Here is a 25,676-nt window from a genome sequence, read left to right on the forward strand (position 1 = left end):
GCTAATACTCCTTTTTCTTCTTATTTGTACTAAAAATGATGACTGTGAGAACACAGATAACACCCATAACCAATAAATAAATCGAATGCGACATCCCCGTTTGCGGCAGCCGTCGACTAGGCAGCCAATAGCTCACACGCTCATTCGGCGGATTGTCGGTAGAAGGCAGCTCAGGATTTTCACCTTTCTTATTAACGATTTTCAGCGGTTCTTTGGTTTCACCACTAACCGCATTAATCTCAAAATCAATAAAGTGATTTTCTGGTAAAAGGTAGCCGTCCGGTGCTTGAACCTCTAATAGCGAGTAGCTGCCGTAAGCCGTTTCGCTGATTTCGAAAAATCCTTCCTCGTCGGAGGTCAAAATCAGCAATTCGTCCAGATGATCGTTGCCATACTCGGCCGTGACCCATTGCCGCTTCTTCGTCAGGTAACGCATGTCCTTATTCACCACAACAAAGTTCGCATCCTTTAATGGATCACCGGAATGCTCATCAATCTTTTGAAAATTTTTCTTTCCAACGACTCGTTGATTGTAAATAACTGGTAATTTCTCTTTTTCTGACAGCGCGCCTACTTCAATGCCATTAATCAGAATCAGTTGCCGCTGATCCTGCGGAATCTCTACCGAAATATTGCGAGCTTGATCAGAAATTTCATACCCATCAACCGTCGCGACTTCTTCAAACTGATAGTTGCCGCTTTTAAGGCCTAGATTAGTGCGAACGATCCCGTCTTGATCAGAGACCATTTTTTTGACCCGTTGATCTTTTAATGGGGACTCGTTGACCTCTTTTTCCGAAAGCCAATCACTGACCGAGCCTGCCGTACTTCTTAAATAGAATTTCTCGTTGTTCTCAATCTTTGATAAAACAAAGCTTGCTCCAGCCAGTGGTTTTTCTGAACCGTCATGCTCCTTCGCCATTTTGACAAAATACGGTTCTCGGACATAGCCGCGATTTTTGGTATACACATGCGTGGCATCTGCTGTAAGCAAATGACTGTCTAACACCAAATAACTAGATAAACCGACTTGATCCACCGGTAATTGGTTCCCGCTATTCAGCTCAACGATTAGATAAATTTGCTTTTGACCGGTTGCCAACGAAACGGAAAGCAGACCATCTTCGGTCACGCTGTTCCCATTGCTATCAACAAAGGTTCCTTTTGCTGTCTCCTTCGTTTGAACAAACTTAATCCCCGGGTAACGAGCTTGAATCGTCGCTTTCTCCGGATGGCTCGGTGTCGCCAAGACCTCCAGCTCACTCCGTAAGACAGTCGCTTCATCAGCGATCAACTCTTTGGCTTGATCCAAATTCGTACTTAAGCGTTGAAGATAATTACTAACTTCAAAGATGGCGAAGGTTGAACCATTAACACCATACGACTCCTTCAACAGTTCCGCATTTCCCAGCTCGCCGCTTTGATTGATCTGACTAGGAATTTCTTGATTTACAAACAACCGTTTGTGGAGATGGACTTGCGTTTCTGCTCCTGTGGCATCAGCTGTTTGAATCCAGAAGATGCCCAAAAGACACAGAACTAGCAGAGAGAAAACTTGCCTCATTTTCATCGTCCATCACCTGCCTTTAATTGCTTGAATCGTTCATTCGCAAAATAAAGAGACACAATCACGAAAGAAAGGATTGCCAATCCAATCATCCAGGTCTGACCGTTACCACCAGTTTCAGGCAAGGTGCCCTTCGGATGGTTTTCGACCGTGACCACATTCGCCGTAGCTAATTGTCCACCGGTAATCGTGAAAGCGATAGTTTTAGAAAGTGTCACATAACCTTCCGGCGCTTTGGTTTCTGCAAAATAATAGGTTCCTTCCGGCATACCCGTAATCACTAATTCCCCAACAGGCGTGGCCACATTCTCTAGTTGGAAATTCCAATCAGAACCGTTCTTGACTGCTCTGTAAGTCCCTTTAGCTGTCGTCCCATCACCGACTTCCAATTCTTCTAGGGCAAACCAAGTAGTCCCAGCACTGTCTGTCGCTACCTTGAACTTCGCACCCTTTAAATTATTACCATTGGTTGCGTCTTTTTTCTCCAGCGTCACGCCGCCGACAGCTAGATCATTGGTAACATCGTAGGTAATGATCACGCCATCATCGGTAATTTCACTAACAGCCGTCTTGCCATCACCGACGATTTTGTAGCCATCGGGGGCTTTGGTTTCCAGCAGGTAATACTTTCCTAAAGGCAAGCCGTTGATTGTGATTTCACCTTTCGTTCCCGCACTTTCAACAAATTCATATTTCTTGTCACCAGTGTTGTACGTGTAATCATAATCCTTACCCGTAACAAATTTGGTGCCCATTTTTGTTTCAGAACTGTCTGGATTGACCAAGTACAATTCAAATTCTGCACCATTTAATTTTTCAGCATCAGGATTTTTTTTCGTCAGCTTCAATTTCCCGACCTTTTGGCGATTTTCTCTAGTGACACTGACTTCATCACCTTCAGCAGTGATTTCTGCCGAACTGGATTTGCCATCATCATCAAAGGTATAACCATCAGGTGCGGCTTCTTCTTGGAAATAGTACTCATCAATCGGTAACCCTGAGACGGTGATCTCGCCTTTTTTAGCAGTTGATCCGCCATCTTCTACGAACTCATATTTTTTGCTTGTCTCATTGTATTGATATAGATAATTTTTACCAGTCTCCAAGAGAAAGCGCGGAGTAACGAGTTCGCTGCCATCTTTCTTTCGAAGGGTGAACTGTGCGCCGTTTAGCTTTTCTCCAGTCGTTGCATCCTTTTTGATCAACGTAATTTTCCCTTTGGCTAGATGATTGTAGGCACTGACAGCCACACCCTCTTCCTTGGTTTTATTAATGGTGAAGTAGTATTTTCCAGGTTCATTTTTCCCATCTGGTGGAATGATCTCCAGCTTATCTGTGTAGCGGGGATCAGGATTGTTCAATTCAACTAAGCAATAATTGCCATCTGTCAAGTTCTCATAAAGTAAAACACCATTGCTGTCAGTTTTCTTTTTACCGCCGGAAATCATGATATAGGTCCCTGACCCTGGAGTTTCTTCTTTTCTTAGTTCAAACTCGACATTCTTTAGAATGACTTGAGTGTCTTTATCCATCTTCTTCAACCGGAAAGTTGTCGGCGGTACGCGAGTCGCTCCGCCCCCCCAGTTACTGACAGTGACTTTACTTACGTCACTTTCTTCACCGGCAGTATTGGTTTCCCAATAAACCGTCGCTTTGTTTTCAATGATCGAACCTTCACCTAAAGTCGTTTTAGCATAAATTCGAGTGACAATATTAAACGGATAGTTGTCAAAGGTCTGGTCACTATCATGGCTAAAATACTTTTCGTAAGCTTCTTTCGTTTTGTCACCACGTGAAGCACTCATTTTCCCTTCATCAACGGCTGTCTGGATAATATCCCAGATCCGTTCTTTGGCATTTTTTGTTCCGTTACCAAATAGAATCAGACCATTACTTTTATCATTACTCATATTCGGTAAATCTTTAAAATTCATTACCAATAGATTGCCAGAAGTCACCCCATAGCAGGGATATGTATGGCTTTCAATCCGAGCTTCGAATTCAGCGTCCGTTTCAGAAGGATTCTGTGTTAGTGGTTCTAAAGGTACCGTACTTGGAGCATTATCTTGTCCTAACATTTGCATTTGTCCTATTGGATCTTTTGTCATGTCTCCATCTTCATTCACCGCATAGATATTCATGTAAATGTTATAGCTAGATAATGTTAGTGAGGAATCAAGCTGATCTTTTAGAACAACTTTTTTATACATAGTAGGTGTACCGCCTTCAAGCGCCTTCTTGTAATTATCCATCATAAGCGGCATATTCCAATAGACTTCATTACTATTGTTCGTAGCAGAACCATTTTTTGTAAATGTTTTTTGATCTCCGATCGGTGTCTCTGAAATAGATTCAGATGGCTTTGGTTCAATCACAATTGGATAGCTTCCGACTTGATTGTCACCAATTGAACCACTGCTGTCTTCCTTATTGGCAGTCCCAAAAGCAGTCGCATAGCAGTCGTCCAGTCCATTCCAGCCTGTTTCGACGGCTTCGTTGAAGGTAATTTTCAAACGTTTTTTAGTGCCTATCGTTTCTAGCGTCATATCTCCGATTTTATCGCCATTTTTTTCATCATAAAATGGAACGGAATTACTAACAGTAGAGAAATTGAAATAGTCATCAGGCAAGTCAATATAAATATAATCACCATTTTTCAAATTCACACTAGAGTCAACAGTGAACGTGTAGTCAAAGTAGACACCATCGCCAACCTTGATCGTCGGTTGAGGACTCTGCACTACCGTGTCCTTTACGATGTAAATTCTCTCGCTGCTGTTTCTCTTGATATAAATATTGTTCAGTAACATATCAGTAATTAAACTTGTTTTGTCACTTCCCGAAAATGGTGTGATTCCACCAAATGCTTCCACTTGCTGACTGCTTTCGCTGGCCTTCTTTTTCGTCGTACTTTTCTTACCCGCTGTTTCTGCTGATTGATCCTGCTTGAGATTCAGATCAAACGTAAAGGCATTAAAGAAGTTCAACGTGGTTTGTGATGCCGAACGTACCTGCTTCGTTAATTGAAATTCGAAATTCACGTCTTCAACCGATGTCTTCTGATCATTATTATTAACGATCACCAGCTGATTCTCTTCAATTGAAACAGTGATCCCTTCTTGTTGATAAAGCTTCAGATCGTTGGCCTTGATCTCTGTCGGTAGTTGCAGACTACTCTTTTCATTTTCACCAATTGCCAGATCAAATTCGACCAGCAGTGTCGCTTCAGGATCGATTTCCTGCGGCAACGTCTTTCCCTCAGAATCCGTTAATTGCATATTGCTAACACTGTATCCCTCGGAGGGTTGCAGATTCTCAGCAATCGTTTGAAGCGGAAAGCTGGACAAGACGATCAATAGAATCGATAGTAACGGCCACCAGTGGCTTTTGAATTTATTCATGATACCCTCCTTTCACTTATGACTTTTTTTACTCCATTTATAAGCAATCGCCTCCACTCTGTTCCCCGATGTATTTATTTCCAAAGCTAAAACTAAATAAATGATTTTACTCGATCATTTCCATAAATCTTTAAGTTTTTTTCGCTTATAAAATAAATACAGAAAATCATTTTAAAATCATTTTTATTATATTGATAATATTTTTTCGTGACAATATTTCTGGAACAAGATGCGTATAATCAGAATAAGAGGTTAAAATTAAGCAGTAAAATCATTCTTTTTAAATAAAATTAATATAATGATCCAAAATTATTTATAGTCTATTTGAAAAATGTTTTAAGTAGCTTAATTTTCAATTATTTCATCAAATCACTGCCAACGACTCTAGGAACTTGAAATAAATAATAAAAATAATGAAAGATAAACAATCCAAAAAAGACCGTATCCTCTAATTGGACACGGTCTTGAGTGCTTGCTTATAGTTTTTCCCACTCGCCTGATAGTCGATAATTCTCAGCATACTTTTCGGCCTGATCAACAATTTCTTGATCATAATGACAATAGGCTAATAATTTAATCGCGTTACTGCCAGTCGTTACGCCTTCTCGCAACGTGTAATCAAATAGAATATCATCCGCTGTAACAACCTCTCGGAAATGATAGTTTTCATAGCGTTCACCTAAGATTCGGCTCAACTCTACATCATGTGTTGCCAAGCAAATGAAACAATCCAAGTCAGCAAATTTTTTCAGAATAATCGAAGCAGCAGCGATCCGTTCGATCATGTTGGTTCCTTTAAACATTTCATCCATAAAAATCATGGTATACTCTTTAGATTCAGCGATTTTTAACAAGCGCTTTAGCGACTTGATCTCTGCCATATAGAAACTGTCGCCGGTGACAATATCATCCTTTAGATTCATCGAGCTATAGACAACACATGGTTTAAAACTGAAGCTTTTAGCCAAGCAAGTATTAAACAGCTGTCCAAAGATGGCATTGATCGCTAATGTTCGAGCAAAGGTCGATTTTCCGCTGGCATTTGAACCAGTGATCAACACCTTATTTCCCATACTGCGCGTATTCGGGATCGGCTCTTTTAACAGCGGATGTACGATCTCTTCAAACGTTACCTTATCATTATCATTAAAATTCGGCAGACAATAATATGGCAAACTTTCTCGATAAGAAGCAATCGAAATACACAGCTCGATGTATCCGATGGTTTCATACAGTTTCAATGCTTCACTGCGGTACTTTTGAAACAGCTTGACCATGATAAAATAAGCATAGCCATACAAAGAAAAATAAGAAGTAATGATCATCATTAGGCTGTTGGAAGAGCCAGAGATTTGCACAATATAATCTGCCAGTCCTGTAATGTTTTTAAACACTTTAAGATTTTTACGCAACTGATCGGTTTCTTCTTTGAAGGCCGGAAGCTCTAGTTTCACCATCACCTTCGCCGCCCGAACCATGCGTGTAAACATCCCCAAAGCTTCAAACGCCTGATAAATTTTTCGCAACACGATCGAAAATAAAATCAAACCTACACAAAAGCTCATACAGACAGCTAAAATCCCATAATCAATATCTACTGCCAGCCAGATCAAGCTGCCTATTCCGACTACCGTCACCAAAATAATTGGCAGCATCGCTATTTTAGGAAACTTACTGGGCTCCAGTAATAATTCAACCAACTGATTATTGGTTTTCCGCCCAATTCGATAAAAGGCAAATTGCAGTTTTTCCCGAGCTTCAGCCTGCTCACTCATACACTGAACAGCCGCTTCAAAATGAGTCAAATCGGGATTTTTCTGCCTTCTAAAAAAATCGTAGCTGTATTCATCCCCAATACTAGACTGCGTATTTTTTACCTGTTTAAAAATCTCATCCATATTTAAATCATTGAAGGTAATATCATCAATCGTCGGCTCATCCGATTTCTTCTGTTGATGATACCTCTTCATACTGGCATAATCCCGTTCATCCAGCTTCCATTCCGGTTTCTTGCCATATTCTGCTTTGATCTGCGCTTTGATTTTTAGATTCTTGCGATACAAGAAATACGCATAAAAAACAAAGAATACCCCGACAATCCCAAACAAAATCCCATAAACCTCAATAACTCCCAATAGCCAAACCCCGCTTTTCTTTTTATTCATTCTACCATTAGAAATAGATTGGCAAAATTAGCTTTTTTGATAACTGCTAAAAAGGACCAATCACACACTGATTGGTCCTCACCTATACCTTAGATCGGCATCGCCACCGGCTTGAAACCTTCCAAACCAATAATCACAAATGGCGAACCTTTCTTGATTGATCCCTCTTTACTCTTTAAATGAATTTTCTTCCCAGCAATGATTCCTTGACCCTTACATGAAATATCCGTAATCGCCACACCAATCTCCCAGAGTAATCTTTGCTCTTTCCGATCCCTCAAAAACGCGATAGAATATCTCTCAATATTTAGCAAAACACCGATTACAAGTATCCAAATGATTTTCAATTGGATGGAGCCCATCACTGGCACAATCGCAATAGCAAGAATCAATCCACTATTCGTCAGGCCACCGCCATCCCAATTATTCCCCCAGGCGTAAAACAGCGAAGCATCAGTATATTTTTCAAGAAAGCAGACAGAAAAACCAGCAGTTGCAAGAATACCGGCAATTCCATACAAAATAAAAGCTGGTGCAGAGGTCATGATTAGATTGCCACCCCACAAATAAGGAACTAAATTCAGAACAACAGCCCAAACAAGGTAATAAATGGTCATTCCCCATTCGATTCCTCTGCGATGAACTTGATTCAATTTTTCACCAAGGCTGATTGGGTCGCCTAATTGAGTCAATACTTCTCTTTCAGCTTCCTCCTCACTAAAACCTCGACGGATTAAAGCTGCTTTATGATCCTCAATATGCTCTTCGTATTCACGAATAATCTCTCGACGGACGCTGGTCACTTTGATGCACTTCGATAGCTTTCTCAAATAGTCTTTAGTGTCCATAACTAACACCTCCCAAGATATCTGAAACGGTGTTAGAGTAGGTATTCCATTCTTTGATTTTGGCTTCTAAATAAATTTTCCCGGTCTTAGTCAATTGATAATATTTGCGCTTTTTTCCGTTCACTGCTTTTTCATAACTATTTAAATAGTTCGTTTTAACTAGTTGGTGTAACAATGGATACAGGGTACCCGTCTTCAACTCAAAAACATTTTGCGAGCGACTAGCTAAAAGCTCAATCATTTCATAACCATACATGTCGCGTTCAGAGAGTAAGCTTAAAATCAACATTGTCGTGCTACCAGATACTAATCCTTTATCAAGCATCTTTTCCACCTCCATATGTAGATCATCTACTTATAGTATATGTCGATAATCTACATATGTCAACGTGAGGTTTTCCACATTATTCTTTCTCCCTTTAACACCAAAAAAGCACCCCACCTATCTAAACAGGTGAGATGCTTTCCTTATCCATTACACATCTTTCGAATGGCGTTCGCCTACCTGAAATTCCTCTGCATGTTCAAACATATAGCGAACAGTTAGTGGCGTGTCACCGGTCAATTTTTCAAAATCATCGGTGTGTTCAGCCATCTTATTTTCCCGAATCGCTTGAGCAAAAGTAACCATTCCTTCAGAAGAAAAAGGAGCCTCCGAATCTTCTTTGAATTTTCCTTCTGTGGTCCGCGGAACGCCCATCGCATCGAATACCGCATAATTTTCTTCATCGGAGATTTCTTTGTAGCTAACCTTATTACCAGTGACCTCATTTCCAATTGCAATAAAATCGCTGATCGTCATTAACTCTTTTCCATTGATATTTAGAATTTGATGATGCAGCGTTTGATTATTTAAAGCATAAGCAACAGCTTTGGCACAATCTTTTCTTGAAATATACGCCATTTTCCCATCACCTTGGCTGTTGGTTAGCACGCCGTCGCCTTTTACATAGGTGAAATAATTCGTAATCATTGCTTCCGCATATTGAGAGTTGCGTAAGAAAATATAATCAAGTCCGCTTTCTTCAATGTATTTTTCTGTAAACGCGTGGTCGATTTTCTCAATACTTGGATTTTCTGGATCTGCCGCATTGACCAAGGAAGTATACACGATCTTCTTAACACCAGCTGCTTTGGCAGCATCCACGACATTTTTATGGGCAGCTTGCCGTTTTTCTCCTACAAAAGGCATTGAGATCAACGCTAATACTTCTCCCCCTGCAAATTTTTCGGCTAATCCTTCGACATGATTGAAATTGGTTTCCCGTGTTTCTACATCGTGAGCTGAAAATTTTTCTAACGAAGCGGGATCATAACCGCAAAAGACTAAACGGTCCTTTTCTGCGATTGTCAAAAGATACTCGGCTGCCTGTCCGCCTAAATTGCCATCTACACCTGTCAAAATCAATTTATTCATTGAATAAAGCCTCCTTATTTTTGATAAGTTAAGCTTATGTGATTTAGTGATCAAATGCCAATACATCTATTTAATGCCCTATAAGTAAAAGTTATTATGCTTTCAAAAGCTCAAGCAATCGCTGAACAGCCACATTTTGTTCGTTGACTAAATAGGCTAAAACAATCTCAAATTGATGGTGAGAATCCTCGATGCGTAAAGACTTCAGATCCATGTCATCCTCGATCAATGGGTAATTTTCAGGGAAAAAGCCCACCATCTCATTGTTCTGGATCAGAAAGATTTCCGTCTCGATATCATTAGTCACTTTTGCGATGTTAGGAGCATACCCATCCTGCAACGCATGCTCCAGCATTAGATAGTAAGATTTCCCGATCGTTTCTGGCGAAAGCATCACAATGGATTGGTCGTACAACTCTTCAAGCGTCAATGATTCTTTAGTAAAAAACGGATGCTTCTTACCAACCACTGCACAATAATCTCCATAATACAGAGGAAGTGTTTGAATTTGCTTTTCTTCAAAAAATTCCGAATCAAAACTAATTGCTAGATCATACCGATGATTCAACAAATTTTCAGCGACACCCTTTAATGGCACTTTTTCCACATCTAACAGAATGTTTTCTTCTTCAAGCTTTTTATCCTGCACAATCTGAGAAAACAATTGAATATCCATGATGGAAGTGTATTCGATCCGAACTCTGTTTCTTTGCTCATTGTAATCCGCCATCCGTTGCGTTAATCGATCATATTGCTGGATTAGCTGTAACGCCTCTTGATACAAAATCTTTCCAGCTTCAGTCGGCTTTACAGGAATCGTCGAGCGATCAATTAACTGACAGGCAAAGTGAGACTCCAATAAACGAATCTGTTGTGTGATACTTGCTTGAGAAACAAAATTCTTTTTTCCAGCTTTGGTAAAGCTGCCAGTTTGGACTAAATCAATAAAGTATTTCAACTTTTCTAAATACATACGCTTTCCTCCGCTTCTTCTTTTTCATTTTAACAAATATGAAAGAGAAACCTCAAAAAATTCAGATTCTAATTAAGCATTTCAGGCTTGTGATCGGAAAAAACAATGATAGAATAGAGAATTGGATGAAACGAAACTGAAGCTATCAAAATCAACACCTTACAGAAACGAGGAGAATACATTAATGACCAATGCACTTGAAATAAAAGATTTAAGAAAAGTCTATGCCACTGGTGTGGAGGCCTTAAAAGGAATTGATCTAGTCGTTGAAGAAGGCGATTTTTATGCGCTGCTGGGGCCAAATGGTGCCGGAAAATCAACGACGATCGGAATTATCACCTCTTTAGTCAATAAAACCGCTGGAAGCGTAAAAGTTTTCGACTATGATTTGGACACCGAGCTGGTAATGGCAAAGCAGCAAATCGGGCTTGTGCCGCAGGAATTCAACTTCAACCCTTTTGAGACCGTTCAACAAATCGTCGTCAATCAAGCGGGCTATTACGGCGTACCTCGTAAAGAAGCCATGATCCGCAGTGAAAAATACTTGAAGCAATCCGACCTATGGGAAAAACGCAATGTCCGTGCCCGAATGCTTTCTGGCGGGATGAAACGTCGTTTGATGATTGCCCGCGCCCTGATGCATGAACCGCGCTTGCTAATCTTGGATGAACCAACTGCGGGTGTAGATATCGAGCTGCGCCGCGAGATGTGGTCATTTTTAAGAGAACTGAATGAAAGCGGCACAACGATCATCTTAACAACCCATTATCTGGAAGAAGCGGAAATGCTTTGCCGCAACATCGGCATTATTCAATCAGGGGAATTGATTGAAAATACCAGTATGAAATCCTTATTAGCCAAGCTGCAATTTGAAACCTTTATTTTTGATCTGGCTCCTTACAACAAAAAGCCGGAAATCACTGGCTTCAACTATACTTTTGAGGACGATCAAACCCTCGAAGTAGAAGTCGTACGGGATCAAGGAATCAATGAGCTCTTCGAACAACTGACGAATCAAGGAATCAAAGTCCTTTCCATGCGGAATAAATCCAACCGTTTAGAAGAACTATTCCTAAAAATTACGGAGGAAAATCATGTCTAATCTATACTTCACTGCTTTAAAAAGTCTGGCAGTCAAAGAAACCAACCGCTATCTGCGGATCTGGGTACAGACCTTAGTACCGCCTGTCATCACAACGTCCTTATACTTTGTCATTTTCGGCAATTTGATCGGTGGACGAATCGGTGATATGGCTGGCTTTTCATACATGGAATTCATCGTTCCAGGTCTAATTATGATGTCTGCTATTACTAGCTCCTATGCCAATGTTTCTTCTTCCTTCTTTTCACAAAAATTCCAAAAGAATATCGAAGAAATCCTAGTAGCACCTGTTCCGACTCACATCATCATCTGGGGCTTTGTGATCGGCGGAGTTGGTCGCAGTGTCATGGTAGGCACACTAGTTACGATCATTTCCTTGTTCTTCGTACCGCTACACGTCTATTCCTGGGTGATCGTTGTCATTACCTTGTTGATGACCGCTATTTTATTCTCATTGGCTGGACTGTTGAACGGGATTTTCGCTCAATCCTTCGATGATGTATCGATCGTTCCGACCTTTGTTTTACAGCCGCTGACTTATCTTGGTGGGGTCTTCTATGCCATTTCGATGCTGCCGCCATTCTGGCAAGCTGTCTCAAAAATCAATCCGATCGTTTACATGATCTCTGGTTTTCGTTATGGCTTCCTTGGTGTGATGGATGTGTCGATCGTTGTCTCAATGTCCATTTTAGTATTATTTATCGTTGTGCTCTATAGCGTCTGCTGGTATTTGATTGATCGTGGACGTGGGTTGAGAAGTTAAAAACAAACAGCAGATTGTAAGTTTTCATGACTTGCAATCTGCTGTTTTATTTATCATCTCTCTAAAAGCTTAACCCCTTCATCCCAAACCCAAATCGCCTGATGATCATTGATGATCGCTAATTTTTTCTGTGCCTGATTTTCTTGCACCATCTGCTCGGAAGAGTCCTTAAATTCCCGACTCTGATAATGAGGAACCACGTAGAAATCAACCAAACCCAAGCCAGTGTAATCAGTCAAGTCAGCAGCCTTTTTCGGATCATCCATGATAGAAGAATAGCCGATATCCGGACAAGCAACGATCGCACCTGCCGACTCTCCAATATACAGCTTGCCTTTGTTTACCTCCTCAATAATTAGCTGATCCGCTCCTGTTCGGCGTAATTCCTGAAGCAGGAAAAAGGTATTCCCGCCGGCTACAAAGATGATGTCATTTTTTGCTAACGTTGTTCGAATCTGTTCAAATCTTGCCTGTGAAATTTCTAGTTCTTCTACTTTCATTCCGCTAAATCGTAAAGCCCACTTGCCGATTCGAATAAAAAAGCCTAGCTTCTCAACTTTGCTGGCTGTTGGAATGTACGTTACAGTCTTATCCTTCACTTCTTCAACAGATTTCAATAATCCTGAAACGTTTTGAAACAACGAAACCAAAAACAACTTTCTCATCAATAATCCCTCTTTCTCGTCATATATATTCATTATAGGCTAGGAAGGAAGCGATCAGCGAAAAAACTGGCTTCAGACACAAAAGCGTCCAAAACCAGTTTTTAACTTAATAATAAACTTCGTCCAAAAATAGTCCCTGCGCTGGCGCCGTTTCTCCCGCCTCTTGGCGAACTTTCTTTTCTAACACCTCATCGATGATAGTTACCGGCAACTTCCCAGCTCCGATCGCCAAAATGGTGCCCATCAAAATCCGGACCATTTTGTGCAAGAAGCCATTGCCGACAAAGGTAAAATGCAGCATACTGTAGTCGCGTTCAATCGAGATTTTCTCAATTGTTCGTGTCGTGGATTTCTTGGTCTTCTTCAATGCCGAAAAGCCAATGAAATCATGGGTTCCTAGTAATTTCTCACAAGCGGCATTCATTTTATCCATATCCAATGTTTGCGGAACGTAAAAACTATGATAGCGTTCAAAAGCCGTTGGAATCGGATCATTCCAGACGTAATAGCTGTATTGCTTGCCCTTCACGTTATAACGCGCATGGAAGCGTTCCGGCATTTCTTCAACCTTTTTCACTACGATATCTCCTGGCAAATAACGATTGAAAAAGACCAGCATGTCATTGCGAGCCATTTCTGAATTTGTTTTGAAATTTGCAACTTGTCCCCTCGCATGGGTTCCCGCATCGGTTCGTCCTGAACCAATGATCTCGATCTTTTCACCCGTCATTTGCGCAATCACACTTTCGATCTTTCCTTGAATCGTTTTTTCTGAATCTCCCAAACGCTGCCAGCCTAGGTAACGCTTGCCGTCGTATTCGATGGTTAATTTAATATTTCGCATAGGATCTTGTCCTCCTCTAAAGTTTCACACTGACTCACTGTACCACAGAAATCTGGGATGCTCTAGTGAAGGAGCACAAAAAGAAAGCCAGAGCACCATAAAACGATGCTCCAGCTTTTAAAAGCTAAACATATTCCATGCTTCGAACATATTCTTTCTTGATCCGCCCTAATGCCTCCAGCAACAATTCCCTAGGCATGCCGATACTCAAACGAACGAACCCTTCACCATCTTGAACAAAATAACTGCCAACGACCATCGTTAAATTCGCTCGCCGGAAGAATTCTTGCATGTCCGTCTCATCCTTAAACCAATCACGAACATCAATCCAGGCCAAAAATGACGATTCGGCCGGCATTACTTTGGCTTCTGGGATTTCCGCAAAGAAATCGTAAACGATTTGCATATTTTCCGCCACATAATCGATCATTTCATCCAGCCAAGCTTCACTCTCATTGTAAGCCGCTACGATTGCCGGCACAGCAAAGACATGGGGTGAAGTGATAGAATTTTTTTGCAATTGATTCAACAGTGTTTCTCTAATTTGTTGATTTGGGATTACCACATAGGAGGTTTTCAATCCACCTAGATTGAAGCCTTTATTCGGTGACAGACACAAGACACTATGCTGCGCGATCTCGGGATGGGCATTCCAAATCGAGGTAAAGGTTTGTCCTTTATAGACGATATCGCGATGGATCTCATCACAGACCAATAGAACATCGTGACGAAGACATAATTCTGCTAAACGAAACAGTTCATCCTTCGTCCAAATCCGGCCAGAAGGGTTTTGCGGACTGCAAAAAATAAATAGCTTAATCTTATTTTCCTGCATCTGCCGTTCCATATCTTCAAAATCAAGATAATACCGATTGTCGCGATTAATCAGCGAGCTGCAAAAAAGTGTTCGTTCATTATGTTCTACAGCTTCCGCAAAGGGATCGTAGGCGGGTGTATTGATCAGAACCCCGTCACCTTTTTCCGTATACGCCTGCACAATATAATGCAAGGTCGAAACCGTTCCGAAGGTCAGCTTAATCCATTCTTTTTCGATGTGTGTATCATAGCGCCGCTGATTCCAATCAATCACTGCCTGATAAAATTCATCTGGCACATAAGAATAACTATAGTCGCCAATACTCGCCCGTTTCATGAGCGCCGCTTGGATCGCGGGTGCGACTTCAAAATCAATATCCGCCAAATCCATCGGGATCGCGTCTTCAGCTAAGCCGAATTTTTCCTTTAATACTTGATTGCTCCATTTGCGGGCATTGCCTTGTTTACGGTCGATTACCTTATCCAAATCATACATAGCATTCACCTACGCTCACTAATTCCTTCGTTGTGTGATTCAAGGCGACCCCGATGCCGTTTTGGATCACGACATCATCCTCGATCCGCACACCGCCGACACCTGGCAGGTAAATCCCCGGCTCAACGCTCATCACCATGTTTTCCTTTAGTACCATTTGACTCTTCGGATTCAGGATTGGCACATCGCCGCCCATGCCGATACCATGCCCTAATCCATGACTGAAATAGTCGCCATAGCCAGCCTCAGTGATTATTTTACGAGCCACCGCGTCGACTTCCTGACCGGTCACGTCTTCACGAATAAAATCTGCGGCTGCTTGCTGGGCTTCTTTTACTACTTGATAAATCGTTTGTAATTCATTATTAGCCTCGCCTAGCATCACGGTCCGCGTCATATCTGACTGGTAATCATTCAAGACGCTTCCGAAATCAATCGTAATAAAATCTCCCTGTTCAAATGCTCGTTCAGTTGGGCGTCCATGAGGCAACGCGCTGCGGGGACCACTGGCAACGATCGGCTCGAAGGCCATCGCTGAGGCTCCCTTTTTCAATGAAAGATAATGAATCAACGCTCCTAGTTCATTTTCCAGCATGCCAATTTTGATTTCCGGTACTAATTCAGCAAAAATCTCATCGGTTAAGACACAGGCATTTCTAATCAGTTGAATCTCTTTCGCTGATTTGATTGCTCGGATTTCTTGAAGCTGATGCGACCAGATCTCGACGACAAATTCTTCCGACAACACACGATATTCTTGGATCGACAATCCATTCGGCTCGATCACTAATTGCTTAATCCCCTGTTGTTGCAGCCAGTCAAAAATCTTTGGCAGATAACTGCCTTGGGGGACTTCATAATTTTCAAAACCATTTGTTAGGTCTTTTATTTCCTGCCGGTAACGACCATCAAAAAACTGCACCTGTGAAGAAGGCGTGACAACTAGATAGATGCCACTGCCTCCTAACGAACCAAAATATTTTTTGTTCTCACGATTTTTGATGATGATTGCGTCTTTTTCTGACTCTTTTAAAAGCTGTCGGATTTTTTCAATTCTCATCTATAATGCTCCCATCTAGAAATCTAGGTCCAAACCATCCAAAATATCGGTATCGCCTTGGTCGAAGATATTTTTCTGTTCCTTTTTCTTCGCTTCGTCCTTCAATTCATTCCGCTCCATGACCTTAAAGAATGGGACGTAGATCGCGACGGCTAAAACTAATTGCAGTCCATTGACTAGGATTGTCCGCCAATCGCCGTTGGTCAAGAAGCCTTCTAAAAAGACACCAACATATGGCGGATCAAAGATCGGTTTATTGATTAATCCCCAATGCATAAAGAACATTGGCAACGTTCCAATGATCGCACCGCCAAAGACATGCGGGATAAACATCAAGGGATTCAAAATAATCGGTGCACCAAAGAGAATGGGTTCATTAATCCCGAACAAGGCTGGAAACAGTGAGACTTTTCCGATTTGGCGATAGCGTTTGGATTTCGAAACCAGACAAGCAATGACACAGCCAATCGAGATACCGCAGCCGGTAAATCCGAAGAAGGCACTTGATGCTCCCGCTGTATAGAAATGCGGAATCGGCTGACCTGCTTGAAAAGCCGTAATATTTTCGGCAATAAATGCCACCATGATCGGACGAGTAATCGGACTGAAAACCGATGAATGAATCCCAAAAAAGAAAATCAAACAAATACAGAAATTCAGCGCCAGCACTGACCAAGGATTGTCCATTGAGCCAACCAACGGCGACAAGAAGCGAGTTAAGATCGTCGGTGGAAGTTCTCCAGCCGTTTGCATCAATGCAAAACGTCCGAGGATAAAGGTTCCGCCTACAATTAAAGTGACTGGAATCAGTTCAAAGGATTTGGAAACAAAATCTGGTACCCCTTCTGGCATCCGAATCGTCATGTTGTGCTTCTTACAGAAATTGTATAATTCCACCGTAATCAATGCGACGAACATTGCCGTGAACAACCCTTTGGCACCAAAGTTCGTAATATCTAACAGACCATTTTCATCAAACACAGCAGTCATAAATAAAAAGCCGAATAGCGATAAAGTCACCGCACCAGGAATGTATAATTTGTAATGATTCCCCAAATTATAGGAAATCGCCGCACAAGCGTACAATCCGATCAACCCTGTCGATAAAGTAACTGGCAGATTGAAAAGCTCAGCATTAGTCAAAATAAACTGGCTAAAGGCGTTGGACTCCCCCAGCATATTTGGTAATGCTGGCAGAATCGCAAAGAAACTTCCTAAAATAGTAAATGGTGTCATGGCAACCATCCCGGCTTTGATCGCACTCAAGTGTCGTTGATTATCAACTTTATGCGCTAATGGGACGAAGAATCGGTTCATAAAAGCCTCAAATTTTGCGAACATAGTATTCCTCCTCAGATATAATTAAACGACTTGTTTAGCTAGCTGATGTTTCTTATGCGTCACTAACGCAAGCTTCATTACGGTTGCGCCATCCATTTGTCCATAAACATCTTTATCAATCACGGCATAAGGAATGTCTCGCGGTTCAAGAATTGACTTGATAAAATCGATTTTATGAGTGATTTGCGGTCCGACTAAAACAATGTCCCAGCCATCAATTTGACTTTCGATGGAATCTGCGGGAATCGCAGTGAAATCAAAGTCCGCATCGTTCAACTTGGCACTCTGTTGCACTACCTTCCGCATATTTTGCATCAGCATATTTGTCGAGAAACCTCCGGCACAGCATAGTAAAATTTTCATGTTCTTTTTCCCCTTTATCTTTATTTTTTTATTATTGCAATACTGAAATAAGTGTTTCGATCAAGTCACGAGCCAATTGACTGGTCATGTAATGATCCTGAGCATGAACCATCAATAATCCAACATTCGAGGACTCCACTTCTTCATTCAACTCACGAGAAATTAGCTCCGTTTGGATATTATGAGCCTCTAAATCAAGGTTGCGAGATTCTTCGATCAGTCCCTTGGCCAAATCAAAATCCTTGGTTTTGACACATTTCAACGCTTCGAAGGCTTTGGCTTTGCTTTCGCCAGCGATCGAGATCAATTGGACGATTTCTTGTTCTTCTTTTGTCATGTCGTTCTATCCCCTTTAAATAAAGTCCACCATGCGGTGATACGTTTCTCCTGTAAAGTTTTTGATTAGGCTTTCATACAAATCGATCATTTGCTGCACATCTCTTATATTCACGATCGAATAAGCACAATGCCCATAGCGAACAGGCAAAATCGTTACAACAGTCGGTTTGCCTTCATTCACCTTATGGGCTTCTCCGCCATCGGTTCCGCCAGAATTGAACATGTCTAATTGCAGCGAAATATTTTGGCTCTGCGCTGTTTCCTTAACATAGTGGATCATTTCCAAATTCGCTGCTAAGGTTCGGTCAAAATGGGTTAAGATCGGTCCTTGACCGATTTGCCTCTGATTCGTGTGATCACGAACGAACTCGGTACTAAAAGTGGCGACATCAATCACGAAAACAATATCCGGGTCCACAGCTTGAACAGCCGTCTTCGCACCGCGAATGCCGACTTCTTCACTGCTAGTATTGGCAAAATGAACGGTTAACGGCAGCTCTGCATTTGCGAAGCGCTTCATTAATTCTCCCATCACAAAGCAAGCCAATCGATCATCAAAGGCTTTTCCAGCGTAAATATCCTTCACAGCAAATTCTTCAAACTCCGTTGCGTAGCAGGCCATGTTCCCTACTTCGATTCCTAACTCAGCAACCTCTTGAGCTGTCGTTGCGCCGATATCACAATAAAGATTTTCCGTTTTTCCATCGCGATACTCGCCGTTAATGACTCCGCTGATTTTTTTTCCGTCAAAGGTCGTAATGCGGATTTTTTGCAGATGCTGGGCGATTGGTTTGACACCGCCAACCACCATTAAATGAATCAACCCCAAATTACTGATGCTGCGCACCATAAAGCCAACTTCATCCATGTGCCCACAGATCATAATACTCTTCGAACTTTTGCCCTTTTTCGTAAAGATCAAGCTGCCAAGTCCGTCTGTCTGTTTTTCGTAAGGCAGTTCCTCCAGCTCGGCTAAAATGGCTTGCCGTACTTCTTTTTCATTGCTGGCAATGCCGTCTGCATTGGATAGATTTTTCAAAAACTCAATGTTCACTTTGCTTCCTTCTTCCTAAAACACGTTTTAATGTATAGTAAAATTCATGGTAATCTTTACTTTCAACCAGCGCGTTGATTGCGGCTGGATGGTTCATTAGCTTGCTTAATTCTTTTGAGATGATTTGGTGAATATCTAGCTGCTCGGCCTTTAACGACACCATAAAAATGATTTTGGCTTCGCGCTCTGTTTCGCTGGCTCCTTCTGGTAATAAGCAAACCGCCACGCGATTCTCCTTGCCTGACATCACCAGCGGATGGGGAATCGCGATCCCATTTTGATAGATGGTTGACAGGTAATGTTCTCTTTCCATCAGGGAACGCTTATAACCTGAAAAGCCAACCTGTTCTTCTACCTGATCAGCTAAGTCGTCCAAAATTTCGGAATAGACACGATCCTTTTCAATACAGAAAAGGCCTTCAGAAAATAAGTCAAAAAACGCACGTTCAATCGAAAAGGTTTCATCGCTTTTTAACAAACTAAGATTTTCACTGACCTCTAAATAATCAAGCTCGCTTTGAATCTCGCTCATTAAGATCACTGGACAATCCACTTCGATCGTTAACTCAATAATCGAAAAGATCAAATCCGGGAAATAGGTTTGAATGTCTTCGATCTCAAACATCGAAAAGGTTTGAATCTTAGCTCGAGGAAAAATTCTGCGCAGCTTCATTTCAACCAGATAAGCCATGCCGCCGCCAGAAGAACAAACCACGGCAATTCGATAAATATTTTCAATCAGATGCTGCTGCCACTTATGATAAGGAACCGTCATATGCGTCGCCAGATAGCCGATCTCATCTGAAGCGATTGTTAACTGGAATCTTTCCTCCAGCCATTTTGAGAACATCACTGCATAATTAAACATCACCGGATAATCCTTGCTGATATCCTCCAAATATGGATTGCTGAAATTTACGTCCTTTCTTGAACGTTCGATCAATGCCGCAACATGGAGATAGACCAGATCAAGAAATTCCTGATCAGTGGAAAACCAAGTCTTCTGTTGCGCATCCATTTGCTGAAAGAAGTGGATAATCTCTTCCTTCAACAATTGTTTGTTGCTTAGAATTTCCAACTTTTTAGTCTTCGCTAGTAGACTAGCTTCAAAAAATTCGTGAACCTCCTTTTGAATCGGAACAGAGAAAGATGTCTTCTGCAGCACCTCCGTTAAATAGGAGACTGGTGCTTCAGCTTGCGTTTTTTGCCACTTGATCAGAAGAAGCAAAAGTAATTCCTCTTCTAATCGCCGAAACTCACCATAATCGATTTCCCATTCATGGCTGTTGATTAACTGATAGAGCTGATCTTTTATTTTCTTTTGTTTTTCAAGATCGTAGGCTTTCTCCAATTTCTCCAGCAATTTATTGTTTCCTCTTTGATAGCAATCCAATAACAATAAGAGTCGATTTTTCACCTCACTGATGATGCGAATTCCATAATGTGCCTTGCGCTCCAGCACTAATGAACTGCCCTTTAGATATAATTCAAGCTTGGAAAGATCCTTTTTTATCTGACTTCCACTGACTAGCAGCTCATCACTTAATTGTTTGACTGTTTGATAATTTTCATCAATCAACAGCAAACTTAATAAAGACTCAATTCGATCCTTTTGCATTTCAATGGTTATCTCAGAAAATCCGGCTAAATATTTAGAAAAAAGCGTATCATCTGAAATAATCAATCGACAACCCAGCTTAGCGGATTTTTCAATCGTAAAGCCCTGTTGTAAATCCGATAACTCTTGCAGATCATTGCGGATTGTTCGGGAGGAAACACCAATCATTTTTGCTAACTGATCAATTTTCAAGTAACCATGCTCTTTCAATGCAGTTAGTATTTGTACCTCTCTCATCCTCACCTCTCCTTTTTTGCAAGCGCAATCATTTACACATTTAGTATAGGAAATCCCTTTCAAATAGAAAAGTTGAACTTTTTCCACTTCACTGTGCAAAACGTATCTGTTTATTGATATACGCGCTTTAAGGATTGTAACAATCGCGAACTCTTCAAACAATAAAAATGAAAATTTTGATATATTGATTATTATTATCTTCTGTAAAAAAAATGAATTGTTTAGCTTGATACAAATTTCTGAATACAAAAAAACAGATCTCCCTCAGAAAAGACCTGTTCTCAAAAAAACTATTTCCCAATAACCATCCGTCTGGTATAAACCGCTTGACCTGAATGCATCACCGCGTCATCGATTGCCGAAACGATCCGTACTTGCCGAGTTACCGGCGGGTCCCAATTCGTATCGATCACATCATTTAGGCTGCTCTCATCTAGCTGCTTCAAATACTCTTTAGTGAATTCGATACTAGCTGCTAGATAATCTAGTACCAATTGTCGATCATTCACAATGACTTTCGCCGCTTCTTCAGGTGTATGTCGATAATCTGGCGTATCATCGGGTAAATCCAAGGCAAATTTTTCTGACCAGCCAGCACTTGTCCATAAGAAATCTGTTCCATTTAAATCAGAGATCTGCATATCCAACTCTCGAGCTGTATGCCACATTAGCCAAACGACTGATTTGATCAACGGAGCGGGCATCTGATTGGCTTCTTCTATGGTCATCTGATCAAAGGTATCCTCAAAACGTTCCTGAGCACGCTCTAACATTTCCATCGCGAATTCCGTGTTCTTCATCTTGAAACCTCCTAAATAGCACTTTCTTTTCACTTTACTACGAGGGTGGGTTATGAGCAACTATTAAACATTCAGCAAAACAATTGGGCTTTATGCAATAATAAAAGACCAATCCTCTTCACAGAATAATTGGTCTTGATCTATTCTTTTTGCAGCTTTAAGCTATTTTTTGACTTGCCGTTTTTCATTATTTCTAGCTTTAGGTGGTTGCGATCCAGCTTGGTCACCTGATATTCTACGGTATTTCCATCATCAGTCAAAATAATGCGTTTTTTATTAGAATTCACCGTTACCCACGCATGCTTTAATACGAATAAGCCTTTACGCTTGATGGCCCATTTAGTGAAGCCCTTATTTTTTGCTTTAAATGAATAGTCGACTGACTGATTCGTCCAATTCCCCTGCAGCCAGGCAGAATTATTCAGCGTTGCTCGCTGAATGATGATAAACAAAAGAAGGACGGTCAAAACCGCCAGAGCACTGGCAATTTGCTTTTTCCATCGGATTAGATAATTCACAAGATTTATTTTGATTTCTTCAATAATTGAAACACTCATCTTATGAACACTCCTTCAACCATCTTTTCAAATTCTACGTCTAGATAGTGAAAATCGTAACATATTATTTTGGAGGTGACAAACTCTTTTTGTACTCGTTTACTTTGTCGGATGAATTAGAAAAGATCACTCAGCTTTATCCGTTGAGTGATCTTGCTTATTTTTACTCTGCTACATTTTCGTCAATAATTTTTATCGCCGCACAGACATAGTCAGAACAAGGGCGTTTTCCCAGCAGCTTTATGCAATAGAGTGAACCACACGCGCCTTCAAAATCTTGGGTCATTTCAACCATCCGTCTGCCAGCCTCATCGTCTTTGCATTTAGCCGGATCATTCAATTCCGGTGAACCCTTCAAATAATTAGCTACTATATAGGTCCCGGCTAATGCACCGCACAACCCCTGATAATTACCGCCGCCGAAACCTGCCGCAAGCTCATTTGCTTGTTCTTCAGTAATCCCAAGCTCCGTACAATAAGCACCCACGACCGCTTGGCAACAGTTACGACCTGCTTGAAAATAAGTCATTGCTTGTTCTTGATGATCCATCACCTGTCCATCCTTTCACTCAATCACTCTAAAGCTGCTTTTCTAATGTAATACAAGGTACGCCATCCTCATCGTAGGGCTTTCCTACGCTACAATATCCCAAACCTTCATAAAATCCGGCCGCTGTTAATTCCGCGTGAATAAGCAGTCGTTCAATCTGCTTTTCCTTTGCCAAAGCTTCCAGCGAATTGACGACACGACTGCCTAATTGCTTGCCTCGATAGTCCTTCAAGGTTGCTACACGACCGATCCGGGCAACACGTTCATCCTCTTGTAAAAAACGAGCCGTCGCCACTGGAAGGGCCTCATCAAAAAGCACACTGTAAATCGTATCTGATTGATCCTTTTGATCAAACCCATCAGATAATGCCAAGGATCTTTCTAAAACAAAGACCTGCAGACGGATATAGCTGCTGGCCGCTCGTAAATGAACGCCATTGCCTACTTCGATGCTCAAATTGTCCATAAGCCCTCCCGTTTTCCTTCATTATACTATTTTTTTTGTTCTTCTTTGAGCGGTAGTCCCGCTTCTTTTAAAAAGGGCGAAGGCTCCGTTGCTTTATTATTGACCGTTTTAGGATAGGTCACATAGAGATTTTCCTTTGCGCGTGTGATGGCAACATACATCAAACGGCGCTGCTCTTCCATTGTGGTAGGCGGAGCAGCTTCTTCCTTAGCCTTCTTCAGATCACACTCTGCCTTTTTGACCGTATGATGGTTCGGCAGCGCATCTTGATACACCCCTTTGATGAAAATATTTTTCTTACCTAATCCTTTACTAGCGTGGATCGATAGCAGATAAACAGCGTTCAATTTATCCTGATCGTAATCATTCAGACGCTTTTTCATGCCCTGATTTTGCTCACTAGCCTGCTGGTAAGCCGCCAAGAGTCCCGGCCAATCACCAGCTGCCGTCAATTCTTTGTTCAGCCAGTCTGCTTCTTCTTCACTCAACTCTTTTTTGAATTTCGGTGTCGCAAGTAACGCAGCCGATAACGGCGCAAGCTCTAACTGCTTGCCTTGATAAAACAAATAGATTTGCTTAAAGAATTGCTTCGCTTGATTTTGAGCTGCTTGCGACAGCTTACGCTCACTGACTAAAAAAGCGACGAGATCATTAATCTTGAATTTATTTTGATTGAATAATTCCTCGCTGAACTTAGCGCTGGCGCCAAATTTGATGAAATGATAAAAAGCGTATTGCTGGATAATTTTTCTTAGTGCTTCATTTTTCTGCTGAATCGTCGTAGCTGCCGCCAGCATGTCCAATTGTTGAAACAGAGTCTTGAACAAGGGCAAACCGAAGATTCCCAGCAAATCATCATTGGTTGGCGTCACAAAAGGAATTTTTTGTTTTTTCAGTTGCTTCAATAATGAACGCAATTGCACACGAGTTGGGTACAAAACCATCGTCTCCCGATAATCTGGACTGCCATCTCTCAGCGGCGTATTTTTCGCCAGTTCTTGGATTTTTCTTCCAATCCACGCAGCCTCTTCCTCATCATCAGAAAAACCAATGGCATAGCAGTCATGTGCCATTGTCGTTTTACTTGCGATCATCGTTTTTTCTAAACGATCATGGGCATTGTGTTGTATCAGCCGATTCCCCGCTTCTACAATCGGTGCCTCCGAACGATAATTGGTCATTAATTTCAAGGACGTTTGCTGATACTCTTGTTCAAACGCTTTGATATAGCTCGGTTCGGCTCCGCGAAAATAATAAATACTTTGATCGTCGTCTCCAACGATAATCAGTTTTCTTGAATTTTTCTCTTCAGCCGTTTTGTCAGGGGGACAAATCAACGCCACGATTTGTTTTTGCAATGGATTGATGTCTTGAAATTCATCAATAAATATATAGCGGTATTTTTCCTGTAAAGAGTTGCGTGCTGCCTCGTCGTTTTCCAAAATCAGCTTGAGATTGTACAACATATCGTCAAAATTAATAAATTGTTCCTTCTTTTTCAACAGCTCTAATTCAGCCAAAAATTGTTGAAAAACCACACTCAGCCTTTGATTTAGCAGAAGTTCCTCCTGATCAAAATGCTGCGCGACAAAATCCACCATCTCCTGATCGGAATACCCCATATTACGCCAATAACTAATTCGCGTAACAATCGGACGTTCTTCGAATTTATCGAAATTATACAAGCGATATTTTTTAATCAATTGATTGACAGTTTGATAATAGTGATCTTCGTCGATCGTACCTATGATTCCCCACTGCTTCGCTGCGGGAAATTGACGGATTAACTCATTGTACTCGGCATTGAACCAGCCGTGAAAGGTTTGAACGCTGATGCGGGCATAGCCACCCAAATAGTGATTGACCCGCGCTTCCATTTCCAGCTTCGCCTTGCGAGAAAAGGTACACATCATGATTGTCTTGGGATCGACGGATTTTTCCAGCACTAAATAAGCTGCTTTGGCACAAATCGTCTGGGTCTTGCCGCTTCCGGCGCCGGCAATAATCCGTAAATGGGTCTGCATCGGAAAACGAATCGCTGCCAGCTGATCCTCACTGAAGGGATGACCGCCATTTTGAGCGATCAATTGTTGCAAGGTGTCTTGATCCTTTCCTGCATTTATGTCAGCCTCGATTAAATCGGATTTTATGTAATTTGAAAGCTTTGTAAGCATCTATCAATGGTCCTTTCTATGTAAAAAAAATCATACCTGTTCATTATACCGAAATTCCAA

Annotated in this window: 23 protein-coding genes; 2 read left to right on the forward strand and 21 right to left on the reverse strand. The window is 41.4% G+C overall.

The window, feature by feature from the left end:
- Window position 1: 1 nt before the first annotated feature.
- From IGI52_RS11210 to IGI52_RS11240, 7 genes are all read right to left on the reverse strand, one after another.
- Entirely contained in the window at window positions 2–1,570 is a 1,569-nt protein-coding gene (locus tag IGI52_RS11210; RefSeq protein ID WP_438781309.1) for a SpaA isopeptide-forming pilin-related protein, read from the reverse strand.
- Window positions 1,567–4,968, reverse strand: coding sequence for a SpaA isopeptide-forming pilin-related protein (locus IGI52_RS11215; protein WP_438781311.1), 3,402 nt, complete (start codon window positions 4,966–4,968; stop codon window positions 1,567–1,569). Before IGI52_RS11215 ends, IGI52_RS11210 begins: the two co-directional genes overlap by 4 nt.
- A gap of 476 nt (window positions 4,969–5,444) precedes the next feature.
- Window positions 5,445–7,133, reverse strand: a complete 1,689-nt coding sequence (locus IGI52_RS11220) for a MutS-related protein (protein ID WP_438781312.1) — start codon at window positions 7,131–7,133, stop codon at window positions 5,445–5,447.
- A gap of 89 nt (window positions 7,134–7,222) precedes the next feature.
- Window positions 7,223–7,981, reverse strand: a complete 759-nt coding sequence (locus IGI52_RS11225; RefSeq protein ID WP_438781314.1) for a permease prefix domain 1-containing protein — start codon at window positions 7,979–7,981, stop codon at window positions 7,223–7,225.
- Entirely contained in the window at window positions 7,971–8,306 is a 336-nt protein-coding gene (locus tag IGI52_RS11230) for a PadR family transcriptional regulator (protein WP_176674974.1), read from the reverse strand. Before IGI52_RS11230 ends, IGI52_RS11225 begins: the two co-directional genes overlap by 11 nt.
- Window positions 8,307–8,456: 150 nt before the next feature.
- Complete coding sequence (locus IGI52_RS11235; RefSeq protein WP_438781316.1) at window positions 8,457–9,398, reverse strand: NAD(P)H-binding protein; 942 nt, start codon at window positions 9,396–9,398, stop codon at window positions 8,457–8,459.
- A gap of 94 nt (window positions 9,399–9,492) precedes the next feature.
- A complete protein-coding gene (locus IGI52_RS11240) occupies window positions 9,493–10,371 on the reverse strand; it encodes a LysR family transcriptional regulator (protein WP_438781318.1) in 879 nt (292 codons plus the stop codon).
- 184 nt (window positions 10,372–10,555) lie between these two features.
- Between IGI52_RS11240 and IGI52_RS11245 the strand changes: the two genes are divergently transcribed.
- Both IGI52_RS11245 and IGI52_RS11250 read left to right on the forward strand, forming a co-directional pair.
- Window positions 10,556–11,473 carry an ABC transporter ATP-binding protein gene (locus tag IGI52_RS11245; protein WP_102871867.1) on the forward strand — a complete coding sequence of 306 codons (918 nt, stop codon included), beginning with the start codon at window positions 10,556–10,558 and terminating at the stop codon, window positions 11,471–11,473.
- The gene (locus IGI52_RS11250) at window positions 11,466–12,236 is read left to right on the forward strand and encodes an ABC transporter permease (protein ID WP_016179672.1); all 771 of its coding nucleotides are present in this window, start codon (window positions 11,466–11,468) and stop codon (window positions 12,234–12,236) included. The genes IGI52_RS11245 and IGI52_RS11250 overlap by 8 nt, the downstream gene beginning before the upstream one ends.
- 53 nt (window positions 12,237–12,289) lie before the next feature.
- Here the strand turns inward: IGI52_RS11250 and IGI52_RS11255 are convergent, their stop codons facing one another.
- The 14 genes from IGI52_RS11255 to IGI52_RS11320 form a co-directional block, all read right to left on the reverse strand.
- Complete coding sequence (locus IGI52_RS11255) at window positions 12,290–12,901, reverse strand: Type 1 glutamine amidotransferase-like domain-containing protein (RefSeq protein ID WP_438781320.1); 612 nt, start codon at window positions 12,899–12,901, stop codon at window positions 12,290–12,292.
- A 106-nt stretch (window positions 12,902–13,007) separates the two neighbouring features.
- A complete protein-coding gene (gene truA / locus IGI52_RS11260; protein ID WP_438781321.1) occupies window positions 13,008–13,745 on the reverse strand; it encodes a tRNA pseudouridine(38-40) synthase TruA in 738 nt (245 codons plus the stop codon).
- A 124-nt stretch (window positions 13,746–13,869) separates the two neighbouring features.
- Window positions 13,870–15,057 (reverse strand): MalY/PatB family protein, encoded by a 1,188-nt coding sequence (locus tag IGI52_RS11265; protein ID WP_438781323.1) that lies wholly within the window; start codon window positions 15,055–15,057, stop codon window positions 13,870–13,872.
- On the reverse strand, window positions 15,050–16,117 hold the full coding sequence (locus IGI52_RS11270; RefSeq protein WP_438781325.1) for a M24 family metallopeptidase: 1,068 nt from the start codon (window positions 16,115–16,117) through the stop codon (window positions 15,050–15,052). Before IGI52_RS11270 ends, IGI52_RS11265 begins: the two co-directional genes overlap by 8 nt.
- A gap of 15 nt (window positions 16,118–16,132) precedes the next feature.
- Window positions 16,133–17,458 (reverse strand): PTS sugar transporter subunit IIC, encoded by a 1,326-nt coding sequence (locus IGI52_RS11275; RefSeq protein ID WP_438781327.1) that lies wholly within the window; start codon window positions 17,456–17,458, stop codon window positions 16,133–16,135.
- Between the two features lie 21 nt (window positions 17,459–17,479).
- Window positions 17,480–17,821 carry a PTS sugar transporter subunit IIB gene (locus IGI52_RS11280; protein WP_216409963.1) on the reverse strand — a complete coding sequence of 114 codons (342 nt, stop codon included), beginning with the start codon at window positions 17,819–17,821 and terminating at the stop codon, window positions 17,480–17,482.
- 31 nt (window positions 17,822–17,852) lie between these two features.
- Window positions 17,853–18,158 carry a PTS lactose/cellobiose transporter subunit IIA gene (locus IGI52_RS11285; RefSeq protein ID WP_016179658.1) on the reverse strand — a complete coding sequence of 102 codons (306 nt, stop codon included), beginning with the start codon at window positions 18,156–18,158 and terminating at the stop codon, window positions 17,853–17,855.
- 15 nt (window positions 18,159–18,173) lie between these two features.
- Window positions 18,174–19,214 carry an aminopeptidase gene (gene ypdE / locus IGI52_RS11290; protein ID WP_438781329.1) on the reverse strand — a complete coding sequence of 347 codons (1,041 nt, stop codon included), beginning with the start codon at window positions 19,212–19,214 and terminating at the stop codon, window positions 18,174–18,176.
- A complete protein-coding gene (locus IGI52_RS11295; protein ID WP_070557953.1) occupies window positions 19,204–21,069 on the reverse strand; it encodes a BglG family transcription antiterminator in 1,866 nt (621 codons plus the stop codon). The genes ypdE and IGI52_RS11295 overlap by 11 nt, the downstream gene beginning before the upstream one ends.
- Window positions 21,070–21,359: 290 nt before the next feature.
- Window positions 21,360–21,869, reverse strand: coding sequence for a DinB family protein (locus IGI52_RS11300; RefSeq protein WP_016179654.1), 510 nt, complete (start codon window positions 21,867–21,869; stop codon window positions 21,360–21,362).
- A 140-nt stretch (window positions 21,870–22,009) separates the two neighbouring features.
- Entirely contained in the window at window positions 22,010–22,426 is a 417-nt protein-coding gene (locus IGI52_RS11305) for a hypothetical protein (RefSeq protein WP_016179653.1), read from the reverse strand.
- A gap of 163 nt (window positions 22,427–22,589) precedes the next feature.
- On the reverse strand, window positions 22,590–22,976 hold the full coding sequence (locus tag IGI52_RS11310) for a C-GCAxxG-C-C family protein (RefSeq protein ID WP_016179652.1): 387 nt from the start codon (window positions 22,974–22,976) through the stop codon (window positions 22,590–22,592).
- 28 nt (window positions 22,977–23,004) lie between these two features.
- Window positions 23,005–23,442 (reverse strand): GNAT family N-acetyltransferase, encoded by a 438-nt coding sequence (locus tag IGI52_RS11315; RefSeq protein ID WP_438781331.1) that lies wholly within the window; start codon window positions 23,440–23,442, stop codon window positions 23,005–23,007.
- Window positions 23,443–23,468: 26 nt separating this feature from the next.
- A complete protein-coding gene (locus IGI52_RS11320) occupies window positions 23,469–25,616 on the reverse strand; it encodes an ATP-dependent helicase (RefSeq protein ID WP_438781332.1) in 2,148 nt (715 codons plus the stop codon).
- Between the last annotated feature and the right edge of the window lie 60 nt (window positions 25,617–25,676).

Origin of the sequence: Enterococcus sp. DIV0187 (assembly GCF_051713785.1) — a bacterium.
GTDB classification, from domain to species: Bacteria; Bacillota; Bacilli; order Lactobacillales; family Enterococcaceae; genus Enterococcus_A; species Enterococcus_A avium.